Source organism: Candidatus Micrarchaeota archaeon (genome assembly GCA_021163225.1).
Classification (GTDB): domain Archaea; phylum Micrarchaeota; class Micrarchaeia; order Anstonellales; family JAGGXE01; genus JAGGXE01.
The window spans coordinates 1-17,072 of the sequence record JAGGXE010000056.1; the positions used below are offsets into that span (position 1 = coordinate 1).

The 17,072-nt window shown below is 46.4% G+C and carries 17 protein-coding genes and 1 tRNA gene; 8 read left to right on the top strand and 10 right to left on the bottom strand.

Annotated features, from left to right (window positions below; all coding sequences use genetic code 11):
• From J7K41_03965 to J7K41_03985, 5 genes are all read left to right on the top strand, one after another.
• On the top strand, positions 1 to 626 hold a 626-nt coding region (locus J7K41_03965; GenBank protein MCD6549832.1), incomplete at its 5' end, for a radical SAM protein.
• 132 nt (positions 627 to 758) lie between these two features.
• Complete coding sequence (locus J7K41_03970) at positions 759 to 1,013, top strand: hypothetical protein (GenBank protein ID MCD6549833.1); 255 nt, start codon at positions 759 to 761, stop codon at positions 1,011 to 1,013.
• 18 nt (positions 1,014 to 1,031) lie between these two features.
• A complete protein-coding gene (radA, locus tag J7K41_03975; protein MCD6549834.1) occupies positions 1,032 to 1,976 on the top strand; it encodes a DNA repair and recombination protein RadA in 945 nt (314 codons plus the stop codon).
• Between the two features lie 57 nt (positions 1,977 to 2,033).
• Positions 2,034 to 3,155 (top strand): methionine adenosyltransferase, encoded by a 1,122-nt coding sequence (metK, locus tag J7K41_03980; GenBank protein ID MCD6549835.1) that lies wholly within the window; start codon positions 2,034 to 2,036, stop codon positions 3,153 to 3,155.
• A 6-nt stretch (positions 3,156 to 3,161) separates the two neighbouring features.
• A complete protein-coding gene (locus tag J7K41_03985) occupies positions 3,162 to 3,767 on the top strand; it encodes a hypothetical protein (protein MCD6549836.1) in 606 nt (201 codons plus the stop codon).
• A 15-nt stretch (positions 3,768 to 3,782) separates the two neighbouring features.
• On the opposite strand, the gene J7K41_03990 is transcribed toward J7K41_03985, so the two are convergent.
• The 7 genes from J7K41_03990 to J7K41_04020 form a co-directional block, all read right to left on the bottom strand.
• Positions 3,783 to 3,989, bottom strand: a complete 207-nt coding sequence (locus tag J7K41_03990; GenBank protein ID MCD6549837.1) for a DNA-directed RNA polymerase subunit K — start codon at positions 3,987 to 3,989, stop codon at positions 3,783 to 3,785.
• A 48-nt stretch (positions 3,990 to 4,037) separates the two neighbouring features.
• Positions 4,038 to 4,718 carry a PH domain-containing protein gene (locus tag J7K41_03995; GenBank protein MCD6549838.1) on the bottom strand — a complete coding sequence of 227 codons (681 nt, stop codon included), beginning with the start codon at positions 4,716 to 4,718 and terminating at the stop codon, positions 4,038 to 4,040.
• Positions 4,719 to 4,729: 11 nt separating this feature from the next.
• Positions 4,730 to 5,917, bottom strand: a complete 1,188-nt coding sequence (locus J7K41_04000; protein MCD6549839.1) for an NAD(P)/FAD-dependent oxidoreductase — start codon at positions 5,915 to 5,917, stop codon at positions 4,730 to 4,732.
• A gap of 15 nt (positions 5,918 to 5,932) precedes the next feature.
• Positions 5,933 to 6,115: a 4Fe-4S binding protein gene (locus J7K41_04005; protein ID MCD6549840.1), complete on the bottom strand. Its 183-nt coding sequence runs from the start codon at positions 6,113 to 6,115 to the stop codon at positions 5,933 to 5,935.
• Entirely contained in the window at positions 6,115 to 6,768 is a 654-nt protein-coding gene (locus tag J7K41_04010; protein ID MCD6549841.1) for a hypothetical protein, read from the bottom strand. The genes J7K41_04005 and J7K41_04010 overlap by 1 nt, the downstream gene beginning before the upstream one ends.
• A gap of 4 nt (positions 6,769 to 6,772) precedes the next feature.
• On the bottom strand, positions 6,773 to 8,515 hold the full coding sequence (locus J7K41_04015) for a hypothetical protein (protein MCD6549842.1): 1,743 nt from the start codon (positions 8,513 to 8,515) through the stop codon (positions 6,773 to 6,775).
• Between the two features lie 56 nt (positions 8,516 to 8,571).
• Positions 8,572 to 8,642: transfer RNA gene (locus J7K41_04020), tRNA-Gly, on the bottom strand.
• 134 nt (positions 8,643 to 8,776) lie between these two features.
• On the opposite strand from J7K41_04020, the gene asnS reads away from it, so the two are divergent.
• Entirely contained in the window at positions 8,777 to 10,126 is a 1,350-nt protein-coding gene (gene asnS, locus J7K41_04025; GenBank protein MCD6549843.1) for an asparagine--tRNA ligase, read from the top strand.
• Positions 10,127 to 10,135: 9 nt separating this feature from the next.
• On the opposite strand, the gene J7K41_04030 is transcribed toward asnS, so the two are convergent.
• Positions 10,136 to 10,678 (bottom strand): hypothetical protein, encoded by a 543-nt coding sequence (locus tag J7K41_04030; protein MCD6549844.1) that lies wholly within the window; start codon positions 10,676 to 10,678, stop codon positions 10,136 to 10,138.
• 107 nt (positions 10,679 to 10,785) lie between these two features.
• Here J7K41_04030 and J7K41_04035 point away from each other — a divergent pair, with 107 nt between their 5' ends.
• Both J7K41_04035 and J7K41_04040 read left to right on the top strand, forming a co-directional pair.
• The gene (locus tag J7K41_04035; GenBank protein MCD6549845.1) at positions 10,786 to 11,364 is read left to right on the top strand and encodes an FAD synthase; all 579 of its coding nucleotides are present in this window, start codon (positions 10,786 to 10,788) and stop codon (positions 11,362 to 11,364) included.
• Positions 11,365 to 12,633, top strand: coding sequence for a DNA helicase UvrD (locus J7K41_04040; protein MCD6549846.1), 1,269 nt, complete (start codon positions 11,365 to 11,367; stop codon positions 12,631 to 12,633).
• On the opposite strand, the gene J7K41_04045 is transcribed toward J7K41_04040, so the two are convergent.
• Both J7K41_04045 and J7K41_04050 read right to left on the bottom strand, forming a co-directional pair.
• Positions 12,630 to 12,986, bottom strand: a complete 357-nt coding sequence (locus J7K41_04045) for a hypothetical protein (GenBank protein MCD6549847.1) — start codon at positions 12,984 to 12,986, stop codon at positions 12,630 to 12,632. The genes J7K41_04040 and J7K41_04045 overlap by 4 nt on opposite strands.
• Positions 12,987 to 13,072: 86 nt before the next feature.
• The coding region (locus J7K41_04050; protein ID MCD6549848.1) for a right-handed parallel beta-helix repeat-containing protein at positions 13,073 to 17,072 on the bottom strand (4,000 nt) is incomplete at its 5' end.

Consider the following 17,072-nt stretch of genomic DNA (forward strand, 5'->3'; position numbering starts at 1 on the left):
AGAAAGTTGAGGAAGCCATGCATCCGAAACTGCTTACCTTATCACTGGCCGGCGAACCGACACTCTACCCGTATCTTCCGGGATTGATCAAACTTGCTAAGGATAGGGGTTTCCTAGTATTTCTTGTTACCAACGGTACGGTCCCTGCCATGTTGGAAAGGTTGAACAGAGAGGACGCGTTACCGACCCAACTGTACATCTCTATGGATGCGCCTGATTTTGAGTCCTATCTTGTTACATGTCGGCCGTCGGCAAAACAGTTCTGGGATAGGTATAACGAATCTTTGAACGTGATGAGGACGTTGAAGGGGAAAACAAGGACCGTATTGAGAATGACTCTGGTGCGCGATTACAACACAGAAAGAATAGAAGGATATGCAAAGCAGATCGAAACGGCTCAGCCAGATTACGTAGAGGTTAAATCGTTCGTCTACGTAGGTGGCGCGCGACATCCGGACAGAAATTTAACACTACAACACATGCTGAGCATGGATGAAATAAGAACCATGGCAAGAGAACTGTCACAGTTAACCGGTTACGAGTATACCGATGAACATGTACCGTCACGCGTGGTTCTGCTTGTTCGAGACAAAGAGGCCATGGATAAACGGATTATAAAATATTAACCTGCTCCACCCGGTTGTCCTGTTCTGTTATCCTGTCGACCTATTCAATCTTTATACAGTGGAAACAAACTATACATATATTTATAAATATATATAGGGAGGAAATAAACGATGAATTTATGGGGTGGTTGAATGGTTGAAGAAGTTGTAGAAACATTGGATGTGGGGGGTGAGGAGCCGCTCTCAGACACCGGTTCAAGTAAGGGTAACCGACCGGAATACAGAGTAGTACAACCGATAACAACAAAGGACGGCAGGAATGTTTTTGTGAATGTCGGAGGCATGTGGAAGAACGTTTCTAAAAACGGTACCGAGTTCTATACCCTGAAGATCGGCAAACTCCGACTCCTCGTATTTAAGAACGATAACAATCGTCCGCAACTTTAATTATGAGAGGTGGTAACGATGGGTAAAGGTATAATCACCGAGCTTGAAGACCTCCCAGGAGTTGGACCTGCCAAAGCAGAAAAACTCAGAGAGGCCAACTATGATATGCAAAAGATCGCGGCCGCATCACCTCACGAACTTGCAGAGGTCATAGAGGTAAACGTGAACACCGCAAAGAAGATCATAGAGGCTGCAAAGGATGCGTTGGACACTACCTTTGAGACTGCTTACGAATTTAACGAGCGAAGGAAACAGGTCGGCAGGATCACCACCGGGTCCAAAAACCTCGATGCATTACTCGGCGGCGGTATAGAAACAATGGCTATTACTGAGTTCTACGGTAAATTCGGTTCTGCTAAAACACAGGTCGGGTTTCAATTGGCTGTCAACGTGCAACTGCCAAAGGACCAGGGCGGATTGGAAGGCGGTGTGATATTCATAGATACTGAAAGTACTTTCAGACCAGATAGGATCAGGGAACTTGCCGAATACAAAGGCCTCGACCCTGAGGAAGTGCTCAAGAACATACTCGTTGCAAAAGCGATTAATTCCGACCACCAGATCGTCCTTGTTGAAAAGGCGGAGGACTACATAAAAGAGCATAACATAAAACTGTTGATCGTTGACTCGTTGACATCCCATTTCAGAGTAGATTATCTCGGTCGCGGGTCGCTCAGCGAACGTCAGCAGAAACTCAACAAACACGTGCATACGCTTCAGCATCTGGCAGACAAGTATAACATAGCAGTGTACGTGACCAACCAGGTGATGGATAACCCGGGCGTGCTGTTCGGTGACCCCACTACTCCGATCGGCGGACACGTCCTCGGTCATGCAGCCACTTACAGGGTTTATCTGAGAAGGGGTAAAGACAACAAACGTGTGGCAAGACTCGTCGATTCGCCGTGTCTCCCGGATAGCGAATGCGTGTTCAGGGTAACGGAAAAGGGTATCACGGACTGATTTTCCTTCCCTCTTTTTCCATACTTTTTATAAAGTTTTTTGATGAGATAGAGGACGATGAGTTACAGATTCTTCACTTCGGAATCGGTGTTACCTGGTCATCCGGATAAACTGTGCGACCAGATCTCAGACGCAATACTGGACGCGATACTCCGTAAGGACAGGACAGCACGTGTGGCCATCGATACAACGGTGACAAAGGGTGTCTGCCACATATTCGGTGAAGTCGGTACCCGAGCCAGTATTGACTACGAGAGGATAGCCCGTAACGTGATGAAACAGGTAGGGTACACAGATGAAGAGATAGGTATGGACTACAGGACGTGTGAAGTTATAACCGATGTTCATGAACAATCACCAGAGATAGCGCGCGCAGTCGTTAAAAAAAGGGAGATAGGTGCAGGGGACCAGGGAATCATGTTCGGTTACGCGATCAAACATACAGAAGAACTCATGCCTCTACCGATAATGTTAGCACATCGGTTAGCGGAACGGTTGTACAGGGCAAGGGTCAACAAAGTATTACCTTACCTGAGACCGGACGGTAAGACACAAGTGACTGTCGAATTTGAAGACGGGTTACCTGTACGCGTCGATTCGGTTGTGCTGGCTGCACAACACGACGGGTCGGTACCCAAGGAAAGGATTGAAGAAGACCTCATCAAATACGTTATACTACCGGTGATCGGTGAATGGATGGATTCGAACACTAAGATTTACATCAATCGATCAGGACGGTTTGTGATGGGCGGTCCGGCGGCTGACTCGGGTTTGACCGGAAAGAAACCGGCTGTAGATACATATGGGGGATGGGCGCACCACGGCGGTGGATGTCTGTCCGGTAAGGACCCGACCAAAGTCGACAGAAGCGCTGCTTACATGGCACGGTTCGTTGCAAAAAACATCGTCGGTTTAGGTCTTGCCGATGAGTTCGAACTTCAACTCGCTTACGTGATCGGACGACCTAGGCCCGTGTCTGTATCGTTCGAAACCTTTGGAACAGAACATGTAAACCGTAAGAAGATAGAGAAGGTCGTAAACAGATTCACGTACAGACCGAAAGAGATGATAGAGATGCTTAACCTAAGAAGACCTATCTACAGGAAGACAGCCGTCTTCGGTCATTTCGGTAGAGACATATTCCCTTGGGAACGGATCAGACGTGCATTGTTCAGGTGATAGACAGTGAACAAAATTAAATGGGTATTGATACTGAGTGTAGGTCTTATTGTGTTGTTCATCGTGTTAGGTATGTTGTTTAAACCAGAGGTTGAAGTATACTCCGAAGGAGAACATCAACCGTTGTCCAAAGGGTTTTGGAACATCAGTAATATGGATCTGGTCTACAATGTCAGCATCGGCAACGAATCGGGGTTACTGCATGCGAGAATCAACGTCTCCGAAGAAGTTGTATGTATAACAGAATCTTTTGAAGGAAGGACAACCTATGTATGTTATGATAGAAGAGGCAACGTCATAAACCCGACGAACGCAGAGGTCTCATCATCAGTGTTCCGTCCATGGATGTTGGCTTTAAACGATAGTTTCAGATGGTCCGCAACACGTAAGAGTAAGGTCAGGTTTTCGTTTGAAGAGATGGTGGTTCCAACCGTGTTCACTGTTGAAGTCATCGGGAGAGAAAACGTTTCAGGGATAGAGTGTTACGTTGTAAGGTTAAGAACGGACGACATAGACGTCGGCAGAGTTTATGTATCGATAAAGGACAGGATAATGGTCAAAGAAGAGGTCAAAAACGGGTTGACGATCAGTTTGATATCGAAAAAAGGGTAGAAGCAGAGAAGACGTTCACTGACGTTTTTCCCTAAGCACTATCAAAGGTATTACCCTTCTTCTGAACTCCTCCTTTGCCAACGCTATCGAATCGGTAGTACCTTCCGGAACGGTTATAAGCGGGGGTGCTCCGAGGTCTAATTGGAGGGCACGTGCCCCGATCACGCGCGCCTTCTCGTACTTTGTAAGGTCTTCATAATCCGTAATCTCAACTAGCACCATAAAACCACCTCTCTCATTAAGATATTACAAGTATAAAAATTTATCTTTTTACCTGAGCTTTGTATCCGCGATCGGTTCGGTGGGTGAAGGAATCTCGCGTTTTTCGCTTTTCTTACGACGTTTCCTGGGCCTGTGTTCCTCTTTTGCCACGAACAGTTCCTGAATATCGTTACGTAATCCGACAAGTTCATTGAGTATGTTCTCCAGAAGCATGAGGGACCGTTCCTCCCTCGCCTTCTCACCCGCACCACGGACCGCCTTGATCCTTTCCAATATCTCGTTCACAAGGTCGTCCGGACGGTCTACACCCGGTAGCACACCTTCCTTACCGGTACCGCCAGCGGTGTCGATACTGACCACTCCCAACCCCAACAACCGGTATATCACGGGTTTCTTGACATCCACATTCTCGATAGACACATAAGGTATGTCAACCTGTTTCTTAGCTATCACCCCCTCCCTTATTATTATGCTTTCATCGGTCAGGGTATAGGTAAAACTCCTGTACTTGAGTTCCAACCACAACAGGACGGGGAGAAGAAATATCATCACGACTGCAAGAACGACGAGCATACGCGTCGCATCAGAAAACCTGGAAAGAACAGGTAGGTCGATAGAGACAGCGACTACTGAAAGCACTATCCATACGATCAAACCTGCTACGATGTACTGCATGAACCATAGGTATTTGATCTTAGGGCTCAACCGTCTCAGTTCCAGAGTAGCCATCCGCTCCCCCGTTATAATAGTGCGCTCAACACTTTTAAAAGTTGGGGCCTGCCCACCAACACCTTCTTTACAACAGGCGCGTATTTACCCTGTAACAGAAGAGTGATATCTTCATCCGAAAGCACCCTGAACACGTAGTTAAAATCGTCATCTGTAAGCTTTTCCAGCGCCTTCCTCAAGAGTAATCTCTTCTTAAGTTTTTTACCTTGCGATTTCTCCCACTCTTCAACGAACCTGTGCAACGCCTTTTCGGAGACATCTCTGCTCTCCAACGCCTCGTCCACAACATTGCCTGCTATCACTCCTGAGTGCATGGCCAACGCTATACCTCCCCCGTGGATCGGATCAACGAGGTGCGCGGCCGTCCCTATAACAACTATACCGTTACCGACTATCTTACCGGTGTACAAACCGACAGGTATGAGACCACCTTTGATGGCAACCGGTTGCGCATGTTTGAACCTCTCCTTCATAGGACCTTTCATCCATCTGTCCAGACATTCCTTAGCCGTGCAACCCTGAACATGTCCGCCGATGCCTACACCTACGTTCGCCACATCCTTACCCTTGGGAAATACCCAGAGGTAACCGCGTTTTGCGTATTCGTTCGAGAAGTACAGTTCGATCAAATCCTCACAATCAACGTTGACAAGTTCGTATTCGTACCCTGTATCGCTGTCGTAAAGTGTCGATGCTGTGGCGAGACCTGCCATGCGTGCGACACGCGATTCGGCACCGTCCGCCGCTATCACTACCTCAGCATTGACCTTCTGTTTGCCGTTGTCGTTTTCTATTACAACGCCGGTAACACGGTCCCCTTCCCTTATAACATCAACAACCTCTGATTTCACCGTAATCTCCGCACCTCTGCGGGCCGCATCGATGGCGAGTTGTTTATCGAAGACCTTTCTATCCAGAACATATCCCTTAGATTCATCATATTTTACGGTTAACGATTTTTCCAAATCCGGAGAAAACAGTTTTGCACCGTTTATTCGACACGATATCGCATGTTCATCTATCTTGATACCCAATGCCTTCTCCCAATGTGCACCGAACCCTTCCCCGCATCTGACAGGTGCGCCGATCTCCTTCTTTCTTTCCACAAGCAGCACAGACCTACCTTTTTCGGCCAATGTTTTGGCTGCCATCGAACCGGCCGGACCTGCACCTACTACAATCGCATCATAATTTTCCATAGGATCACCACCTTCTTATTCTTTGATAACTTTTATGGCGCCTGCCGGACAGATCTGTTCGCAGTTACCGCAGTACACACATTTCTCAGGGTCCCATTCTACAACAACATCCTTCAATCTCAACGCCAGGACAGGACACACGCCTACACATGCTCCGCAGTATATACATTTGTCTGTATCTATCTTCACTTCACCCATCACAACACCCCGTTAAACTCTTCGTAAACGACATCGTTGAAACCGTAAGCCAGACAGTATTCATTTATTACATCCTTTTTTAACCCTTTTCTTATGCTACAATCGGGAAGAATAACAAACACCTCACCAGAATCCAGATCCTGTCCTGGTGAGAGGATGAGATAAACACTACCGTCCTTGGAGACGCACACCTCACACTGATAACCCAATGCCCTGGCAATCGCGCACATGAACACTGCTCTGTCCACACCGTCGGCAATCTTCAGTTCGTTAATCTCTTTGAAACTCAACCAGAACGTTACAGGGAATTTCACGAGCCTGATCTCTCTACCGATGTTAACGATCTCTTCAACCGCGCGTTCAACGTCACGTTCAGGAATAAATCCCTCCTCGTTACTTATCCTCTTTTTAATACCCTCAACTATCTCCAGAACCACCGAATCCTCTCTGTCAACCATCTGTTTCAGTTCTGTTATCGTCTTACGCTCATTAGATGCAATAACGTCTGCATACCGGTTAACGATCGTTTTATAGATGAGGAGTTTTCTCTCACATTCCTCCAACAGGTCCGCGTTCTCCTCCTCATCCGACCTGTCCAGCATATCACCCTTCACATTTTTCAGGAACGATACGTCAAACTCGTCCATAACCATAACACTAACCCTCCCTATTTAAACTCCGCAGTACGACGTACAACGAAACCAACGAACACAAAAATAACAGACCCCTCAATAGAGGGATGTTTGCACGTACATCGAATTCAAAAGGAAACTTCAGTAGCTGACCGGCGGCGTTACCTCCGGTAACATCAACCGGTTGCGCATGTTTATTAAATACATCATTTATTTCATCGGTTGTTTCTTCCATACACTTTGCCAGTAGGTACAGGGTCTCCGCCGACCTGTCACCTGTCCTGTTAAGATAAAGAAACTGGGAATAGAACAGTTGTCCCCACCTGGTTTTAGGGGTAAAAGGCGTGATAGGTTCGTGTTTCTCAGTAGTTTCATCCCTGTAACTCTTATAAAACGCCAGTGCGTAACAGCTTTCGAAAAGCGAGGCTGCATACTTACCCTCTTCGTAATCCTGTTGAGCGTACAGGTAATGCTGTTCCGCGTCCTTCGATGTTATGGACGTCTTAGCAAATTCCGATGCGAGATGGTTCAACCTCATCTTTGCAAGATCTCTGAGTAGGGATTCGTTAACAGGGGTACCGTTGGACCTGATATTGAGATAACGTGCTACGGTACACCATGCCTTTGCGCGAAGGACGGTGTTGTACAACATGTATTCTTCCTCATCCGTATCGATCGATGCGGCTTGCTCGGACACCTGAGAAACCGTGTCGTTGGCCCATGTGATACGCATCTCTGCACCGGCTATCCAATCCCAGTTATCATCACGTTTCTCGTGGATGTCCAGAGAAGATAGACAACTCCTCGTAGCCTCTATCTCTTCATTCAAATCAAACCCTTTGTACAGACCGAGCAGGTATCTGACATCTATCGACATGGTAAACACTTTGTTGGCAGCAGTGTAGAGATAACCGTGCTCTATCAGCTTCCGTATCAGAGGTGTTTCTTCCTTATAATAAGATAAAATCTTGTACAACTCACTTCTGTTAGAAACCTCGTTCAGTTCCCTAGATATTCCGTCATCAAACTCCGCCACCATCGTAACCGCTATCATTCTGAAATCGTCCAACCCGGATGTTTCATACCTGCCAACACCATCAACGACTGTGTGCGTAGGGTTATAGGTAGGTGTGTCGAGAGGTTCGTTCGAAAACATCTTGTTACACAGGTCGGTTAGGTTTCGGACGTTGACCAACCGTATACCGTACCTGTCTTCTATAAATGAGGTGAGCAGCACATCGCGGGGGTCATCCAGACTGGTAAGCAGATAATCGTACCCCAAAACTCTCGTTGCCTTCGCCTTCTCTATCAATCCGCCTATCGGTCCTATGACACCTTCATCGTTTATCGTGCCGGTAACGAGCGCGTCAGACCGTGGTTCGCGACCTGTCAACGCGCTGACGAGGCCGAGCGCCATGGCTGCGCCGGCGCTCGGCCCGTCAACGTAGGCACCGGAGACGCCCTCCACATCGAAATAAACATCACAGTCCGAGTTTGACATATTCAGATAATCAAAGGCGGCTTTGACTGCGGACAGTTCAGAGGATTGGGTGTAAGCACCTGTGATGGGATGAATTTCTGTATAGACGTTACCAGTTCCGTTGGTAACCTTGACAGAGATGGTCACAAGCCTGCCTCTGTCTTTACCGACAACTGCGGGAACGACAACTTTACTGGAACCTTCTACACATGCATAGGATAAAGGCATAATAAGGAAATGAAAACATAACATCACTAAGATTAAACCCGAATATCTTCCAAAATCCATCACAACCACTCTCTCAACACCGATCACACCTTTCTTCTCTCTAAAATTTTGAAAAGTGCGGCCACCGGGAGTCGAACCCGGACCTCAAGCTTGGGAGGCTTGCATCCTACCGCTAGACCATGGCCGCACCGTACGGTTGAAAACGTGTCCGGTTTAGAGATATATTTATTCGATCGGCTTTAAAACCTTACTTTCCGCGAAATAGGTTTTTATGTGTATTTTCTCGATAGGTTTATAAAAACGCTTGGAGAAAAAGGAGACATGGACATCTTCGGTAAGGAATACATCGATAGGGTGTACAGAATCATCAAAGGAGAACGGTTTATCCATACCGATTCGTTGGCAGAGAACGTAGGCAAAGATGTTTGGCTTAGGGGTTGGGTCTACAGGATAAGGTCATCTTCAAACTATGTGTTCGTCATACTACGCGACGTTAACGGTATCGTTCAATGCATAGTTACAAAGAACGAAGTGGACAGAGATACTTGGGAACGTGCGAACGGGCTTTACATCGAAAGTTCTTTCCTGGTGAAAGGAGAAGTAGTCAAAGACGAGAGAGCACCTACTGGTTACGAGATTCATGTGAAAGAGTTGTATCCGGTATGCGTCGGCGAACCGTTCCCGATCAGCAAAGATCTATCAACAGAATTTCTCCTCGATGTTAGACACCTATGGGTCAGGTCCAGAAGGCTCACCGACATCTTCAAAGTCAGACATTACACGTTAATCTATCTGAGAGAGTTCTTCAATAAAGAAGGGTTTTTTGAGATCCCGCCACCGATAATAACGAAGAATGCCTGTGAAGGAGGGTCGCAGGTGTTTCAGGTTGACTATTTCGGTGAACCTGCATACTTGAGCGAGAGCGGACAGTTGTACGCTGAAGCATTCATATATTCGCACGAAAAGGTGTATCTGTACGCGCCGTCTTTTCGCGCGGAACGTTCCAGAACGGTCAGACATCTTGCAGAGTACTGGCATCTCGAACCCGAAGCCGCTTGGATGTTTCACGACGATAACATACGACTCCAGGAAAGGATGATAGAACATGTCATCAGAAGATTGGTCGAGAACCATGGTCCATTGCTCGAAAAGTTGGGACGAAGTCCTGACTCGCTTAAAGAGATAAGGGCACCGTTTCCCAGAATAACCTATGACGAAATGGTGGATGTTCTCAACAAAAAAGGGTTAAGGTTTAAGTGGGGGGATGACCCGGGAGCGGATGAAGAGAAGGCGCTCACTCAAGACTACGATGTTCCTCTGGTTATTGAAAGGTATCCGAGAGATACTAAAGCGTTCTACATGAAGGTCGACCCAGATGACGAACGTTACGTACTGAACGATGACGTACTCGCGCCGCAAGGGCACGGTGAAATCATCGGAGGTTCTGAAAGAATCTGGGACCTGGAAGAGTTGATCGATTCGATGAAACGGTTCGGTCTCGACCCTGAGAACCCTGCCTATAAATGGTATGTTGATTTACGGAGATACGGTTCCGTACCGCACAGCGGATTCGGTCTTGGGATAGAAAGGTTTCTGAAATGGATACTTAACCTTGACCATATTCGAGACGCGATAGCCTTTCCGCGAACGATAAACAGAGTTTATCCTTGAGGCAGAACTCTACGCTTTGGCAGGTCTGTACTGCTTCAACAGTTGATAGACCTTTACCGCAGTCTCCTTACGAAGCTCATAATCAGGTATCACAGAGGGCAGACGCGATAACTCGTTCAACCAATTTCTAGGTTTTACCCGGATACCGCCAGTCCCCACACCCAACTTATGCGACAGCGTGACCAGAGGGGAACCGGAAACGTATTCCCGACAACTCTCCAGTATGAGATTTATACAGATCCTTCTATCCTTGTCATACGGAGTTTCCTTTATGACCCTGAAGAGTCCATCGATATCATCCTGTTCGTACAACTGTTCGATCGCAGTAATCCTGATTCCCCGATGTTTGGAACGGAGCGCTATCGTGATCATCCAATCATGATACATTCTGGCCAATGCCGGATCATCTCCGATATAATCTCTGAACGGTAAGATGTTCCGCTTAAACAGTTCGAAAGCAACGATTTCGTCATCGGTAGAAAGAATACGGTCGACCGTTTCCACACCCACCTTTTCAAGGGTTCGTCTCCGGTCGATATCAAAGGTCGGCATATATTACATAAAGAGAGAGGATTTAAAAATGTTGGACCTTGGACGTCTGAAAACACAGGTTGTTGTTGAAGAAAAATTTTATTAATGCAGAAGTTTGATTGTAATCGATGATAAACGATAAAACGGTCGATGAAATTCTGAAAGCCCTGTTAGAGCTTGAGATCAGAGGCAACGGTTTCTCAGAGAGGTTTGCGCTTGAGTTGCCTAAAGAGTTCAGGAGGGTCTTGGTTAAGAAAGGAAACAGATATTTCCTACCAGATTCGCTGAGAAGCAGGTATAAGGTTGTTCTGACGGGAGGTGTGTTCGATATATTACATTACGGACATATCTATACACTCAACCGCGCAAAGAAGTACGGAGATGTACTGGTAGTGGTAATCGCACGGGACGAGACCGTTGAACGGTTGAAAGGTAAACTGCCTGTACATAACCAGAAGTACAGGAAGGCGATGGTTGAACAGCTTAAACCTGTCGATGTAGCGTTGATCGGGTCAAGGAATAGGTTGGCCACAATAAAAAGAGTACGTCCGGACGTCATCGTGTTCGGTTATGATCAGAAACCATTTGTAGATGCTGCATCGGTAGAAAGGATAACAGGAAAACCGTGCAGGATAGTCCGACTCAAAAAACCGATAAACGACAAAATATTTAAATCGTCAAAGATAAAAGACCGTTTAGGTGTATGAATGGAATACCTGGCAGACCTTCACATACACTCGCGTTTTGCTCGCGGTACCTCACCACGGATAAACGTTGATAGATTGGCGGATTGGGCAAAAAAGAAAGGGATCAAACTACTCGGAACCGGCGATTTCACCCATCCTGGATGGTTGGAAGAACTTAAAACACATCTCGATGCTGATGGAAACGATTCGGGTTTGTACCCTTACAAAGGGATATACTTCATACTCGCTACAGAGGTCAACACTGTTTACGTTAAAGATAAGAAGATCAGAAAGGTTCACCATTGCGTTCTGGCACCATCGTTTGAAGTTGTTGAACAGGTGTCGGACGTGTTATCCAGATACGGTCAGTTGGACACGGACGGACGTCCCACGTTATCGATGAGTTCGCCCGAACTCGTTGAGGTCTTACGTTCTGTTTCCGACATGATAGAGGTTTACCCTGCGCACATATGGACGCCGTGGTTCGGTGCGTTCGGTTCGAAATCAGGATTCGATTCCATGGAGGAATGTTATGAAGACCAAACCAGGCACATCCATGCCTTTGAAACGGGTTTATCATCTGACCCGCCTATGAACTGGCGGTTGAGCGCGTTGGACAGATACACGGTGTTGTCAGGGTCTGATGCGCACTCTTTAGAAAACCTGGGACGGGAAGCCACCGTGTTCGACCTTCAAACCCCTTCATACAGAGAACTGATAGAGAAGATCCGTAGAAAGGAGACGGTTAAAACAGTGGAATTCTATCCTGAGGAAGGTAAATACCATTACGACGGGCACAGGAAATGCGGAATAGTGTTATCACCGGAAGAGGCAAAAAAATTGGGTAACATATGTCCTGTTTGCAGAAAACCGTTGACGTTAGGCGTGCTTCATCGTGTTGATGACCTGGCAGACAGACCATCAGGTTACGTGCCGGAAAACGCCGCGCCGTTCGAACATCTGATACCGTTAAGAGAGATCATCTCTCAAGTCTACAAAACATCAAAAACATCGAAAAAGGTCCAGAAGATGTACGATGACCTTGTAACATATTTCGGCAACGAATACAGGGTACTTCATGCCAAAAAAGATTATCTGTTACAGATGGTTGAACCTAACCTCGCGGAGGCTATAATAAGGGCAAGGTCCGGACTGGTGAACATCCGCCCCGGTTATGACGGTGTTTACGGCGAGGTCCTTGTCGATCTGCAGAGGAACGGTTCTACTGAAGACCGGAGAAAAATCAGAAGGGATAACACGCAGACCACACTTTACGATTTCAGACCTTAATCTTCCCCTCCTGCCCCCTTACCTTTCTCGAGCAGTACGGCTAACACGATAAAAACTATCAACGCACCCGCAACCACGAACTTGATATCATAACCCTGATTGTAAGCTACGTATCCGACTACTCCTCCACCCAACACCGCGAACAGGATACGGAGTACGCGTTTAACACTTTCAGGTGGAGAATAACCCGAAAGAAGAACGTATGTCATGACGCCGGCAATCGCCCCTATCAACAAAGCGTAACCTATTTTCAGATAGAACACATTATAACCGAGATAAACAACACCTCCGAAAACCGCTACTGCCGCCAGAATCCTGAACGCTTTACGCAGGTTATCGGCAATGTTACCCATGTGCAAATATCTGTACTAAATCTTTTTAAATATAATCAAATTCTTCCATCGGACCCAAGTGATTAAAAAATGAAAGTGTTGTACGTTCATCCTCTTATTTTGATCAGATCGTTTCGAATGTCGAGTTTTGGTCGGACGCGTACGGGTATCTTATCGTACGGATAACCCGGTTTCAGACCCGGTCTAACGTCCTCATCAATCAACCCGTCACAATCGTCGTCCCTACCGTTCGCGCGGTCAAACGCACCGGGATGTACCCTCGGATCAAGGTCGTCACAGTCCACGTACACGTTATACCCGTCACCGTCCATGTCCATTATATCTATTCCCAAAGGCACACAGTCAGGATCCTCATCATCCAACAGACCGTCACAGTTGTTGTCCACCGAATCACCACAACACTCGGTGGTATGTCCAGGGTTGACACAGATCGCGCATGCCGAGGTACCGTCAGAGGGACAACCCGGGTCACAACCGCTCGGGTCGGTGGGACATCCCGGTGGATCGCCAGACGGGTCGTCCAGACAATCAGGTTCTATGTATTCGCCCGTTGTGATGTTATAACCGCAAGTAGTGTACCCGTCTCCGTCCGAATCAAAATCTTCGTCAAACAATCCATCACAATCCTGGTCTACACCGTCGCATACCTCGGGAGCACCCGGGTATACTGTCGCGTTCGTATCGTTACAGTCCACTCCTGTAAACGAACCGTCTAAGGTGGAATACCCACAGATCGTGTAGGTATCTCCATCTGAGTCAAATCCTTCGTTTATATTACCGTCACAGTTATCATCGTATTCATTACATATCTCGGTCGCACCAGGGTTGATGTCAGCGTTCGTATCATTACAGTCCACTCCTGTAAACGAACCGTCTAAGGTGGAATACCCACAGATCGTGTAAGTATCTCCATCTGAGTCAAATCCTTCGTTTATGTTACCGTCACAGTTGTCATCGTATTCATTACACACCTCGGTTGCTCCGGGATGTATATCGGCATTAGTATCGTTACAATCTGTGTTATCAATTACGTACCCGGTCGGTGGTGTGGAATAACAGGTAGTATAAGGTGAAGCGGGATCACCATAGGTGTCACCGTCCGAATCCGAGTAATAGGTGTACGTGGGTAACCCGTCGTCCGCATAACCGTTACAATCGTTGTCCAACCCGTCGCATACCTCTTCCGCACCCGGATGAATGTCAGGGTTACTATCGTTACAGTCACCCGATCTCCAAGTATACCCAGGAGACGGACAATGTCCATCCATGGTTGTTTCTCCGCCGTAGGTGTCCGAATCACCATCGTAGTAATAGGTACGGGTTGCAGTACATAACCCAGCGGGATCTGAGGTCTCACAGTAGTTATCCGTATACTCATTAGAACCAGATTCCTTTATATCATAAGTTCCTGAGCCACAGATGATGTTGTTCCTGATATGGTTGGATGAAGAGGAAGACATGTATACCCCATAACTACCGCTATTCAGTATTATGTTGTCTTCCACATCGTTGTTATCTGAGTACCGTAGGTATATGCCTCTATACAAAGATTCAATGTAATTGTTTGAGACGTTGTTGTTATAACTATCTTTCAGCCAAATTCCATAAAGATAATTACCGCTGCTACAGATGAACGTGTTATTGTAGATGAGCGAATTGGTCCCGTCAAAGAATTTGATACAAGTTGAAGAACCTGTTGGGGTGGTGAAGAGGTTATTACTTATATTAGAGTTGGATGTGTCTCTCACCTTAATCCACGAGTTGTTGAAGAACCGGTTGTTTGCTATCACCAGATTGTTTATGTACCTTAAGTAGATGCTGTAGGTAGAATAACTCACGGTTGTGGCATTGGAAAACGTATTGTTGACTATGTGCAACGGACTGTACCGTAACCAATAATCCAGATTCCCCGATGTGATTGGGGTACAGTTGTAGAAGGTGTTGTTGGCTATGAGGTTGGGTGAGAAGAACCTATCAGTAAGACCGTCTATATGGATCACTCCGTATCCCTCGTAGTATAGGTCCGGGTCGTCCACTACAACATTCTTGAACGTGTTGTTCCTTATGACGAAATTCGCCCAACGCATGTGTATGGCAATACCGCACCCTGAGATGTTTTCGAACCGATTGTTCTCAATGAACAACTCGGTACGAGTTCCAAGTTGGGTTATCGGTGTTGGCAGATTGACAAAATTACAATTCCTGATAGTACCCTGGGATATCACTATCTCGCCCACATCACCATACCCTAAATTATCTTCAGAAGATGTATCATAGGGATACGTGTTAAAGTCAGATGTGATCGTTGCACCGTTACAGTCTAACGTTTCAGGGGACGGGGTCCAGAATATTAACCGGTTATCCTTGTCAAAGTAATAGGTGATGTTACACAGTTCTAACGAACCCGACTCATGGGTAAACGTACCTTTATCAAAGGATAATCCGTCCGGATAACTATCAAACCAGTACAGGTTAACACAATCGTAATCCTCAGAACATCCGTGGACACAGACCGACCCCGATGACGATGAACAGACGGTTCCGTTAAACTGATTGGTTCCGCTGACCACATTCACGTCAACAGTGCCACCGCAGAATGTATTATAATAAAACTCGTTATCGCTAGACCCCTCCACATACAGGGAATCAATCACACTAGATTTGACGTAATTCCCTTCAAACCGATTGTTGTTTGAATCAACCACCTTAATCCCTTCCTCACAGTTCAAGACCTTGTTCATCTTGAACCTGTTAGAATCTGAATTATATATATCAATACCTGTGTTTGACCGGTTTATTATCAAGTATTTGATGACTACGTTGGTACTACTGTCAATATCCACTCCGGTATCAAAATTGTCCAGTATGATATTCTTTATATGAACATCAGAATGTCCGTTTATACGTACCCCAGTTCCGGTACCTGAACCGGTGATCTTATAACTTCTACCGAGAATGACTACGTTATCTGATTGCACGTCAATACAAACAGGGGAGGATGAAGATATATCTTGAGTGACAAAGTATGTGCCGGGTGTTGAGATAACCTTACATGAATCTATCTTGTACTGGTTTTTTATACACATATAACCGTCAACAAACCCGTTCTTCTCAGGGTCTGAATCATCACAATCTTCTACATCGTTACCCGCACATGAAGAGGGACACGTTGAAGGCTTCTCACCTACCCCCCACCAACAATAACCGTCTCCATCACTATCCCTACATTCTTTAGTGTATGCGGTACCGCTGGGCGGGATCAGGCCATCAATCGTTATATAATCAAATTCTGAGAATTGTAGTATGTATCCGTATCCGTCATGACCCCACCAATCACCCCAAGAGTTCTTGACCTCTAATGCGTTGATACCGTAGTTTGTGAATATCTTGAACCCTACTCCAGTTATAACATGATCCCACCAATTTATCCCGGTCGTCATGGGACCGTTGGATGTCATGTTTCTGTAATAGTTCACCACGTTAGGGTCAAGCCTGTCAATGTAATAATCAACGAATACGACATCGCTGTGTCCTGTGATCTTCCATACCCGGGAACTCCAATCACTACATTTATCACTACACGGTGCATCGGATTCTGTGTATGGGAAACATTCCTCATCAACTACTCCCGTGCTTTGAATATAATCATAGGCATCTGGATAATTGCCGCCATAACATCCTCCTGCACCGCTACATGATACCAAATCTTGTTCGCTCAGGTTCACGTCAATGTGCTGGTTATAGTAGAGGTTTATGTACGATTCTAACGCTCCGATAGTACCGAACGCCCAACAACTCCCGCAATACCCCTGGTCTTTGACAGGGGTGAGCCAGTTCTCACCGTGTGCAGTTCGCCAAGAATAACCTATCACATAATCGCTATCCTCTATTGACGTCATAAACTCTTCGTAACTCATGTTGATGGAGAACGGTGTGAACAGACCCGACTTGTAGTAGATGATCTCTTCCTGAGCACGTAATAAGGGAACGTACCCATCGGATGTTTGACCGTGAGCCAGTCGTTCCTTTATCCTCTCACCGTTTACGGTATACTCGTATACGTGGTCGTCATCTATGTTCAACAAC

Bases quoted from the DNA above. Each gene is read 5' to 3' on its own strand.
- J7K41_03970 (MCD6549833.1), top strand. From the start codon at position 759: ATGGTTGAAGAAGTTGTAGAAACATTGGATGTGGGGGGTGAGGAGCCG.
- radA (MCD6549834.1), top strand. From the start codon at position 1,032: ATGGGTAAAGGTATAATCACCGAGCTTGAAGACCTCCCAGGAGTTGGA.
- metK (MCD6549835.1), top strand. From the start codon at position 2,034: ATGAGTTACAGATTCTTCACTTCGGAATCGGTGTTACCTGGTCATCCG.
- J7K41_03990 (MCD6549837.1), bottom strand. From the start codon at position 3,989: ATGGTGCTAGTTGAGATTACGGATTATGAAGACCTTACAAAGTACGAG.
- J7K41_03995 (MCD6549838.1), bottom strand. From the start codon at position 4,718: ATGGCTACTCTGGAACTGAGACGGTTGAGCCCTAAGATCAAATACCTA.
- J7K41_04000 (MCD6549839.1), bottom strand. From the start codon at position 5,917: ATGGAAAATTATGATGCGATTGTAGTAGGTGCAGGTCCGGCCGGTTCG.
- J7K41_04005 (MCD6549840.1), bottom strand. From the start codon at position 6,115: ATGGGTGAAGTGAAGATAGATACAGACAAATGTATATACTGCGGAGCA.
- J7K41_04010 (MCD6549841.1), bottom strand. From the start codon at position 6,768: ATGGTTATGGACGAGTTTGACGTATCGTTCCTGAAAAATGTGAAGGGT.
- J7K41_04015 (MCD6549842.1), bottom strand. From the start codon at position 8,515: ATGGATTTTGGAAGATATTCGGGTTTAATCTTAGTGATGTTATGTTTT.
- asnS (MCD6549843.1), top strand. From the start codon at position 8,777: ATGGACATCTTCGGTAAGGAATACATCGATAGGGTGTACAGAATCATC.
- J7K41_04030 (MCD6549844.1), bottom strand. From the start codon at position 10,678: ATGCCGACCTTTGATATCGACCGGAGACGAACCCTTGAAAAGGTGGGT.
- J7K41_04035 (MCD6549845.1), top strand. From the start codon at position 10,786: ATGATAAACGATAAAACGGTCGATGAAATTCTGAAAGCCCTGTTAGAG.
- J7K41_04040 (MCD6549846.1), top strand. From the start codon at position 11,365: ATGGAATACCTGGCAGACCTTCACATACACTCGCGTTTTGCTCGCGGT.
- J7K41_04045 (MCD6549847.1), bottom strand. From the start codon at position 12,986: ATGGGTAACATTGCCGATAACCTGCGTAAAGCGTTCAGGATTCTGGCG.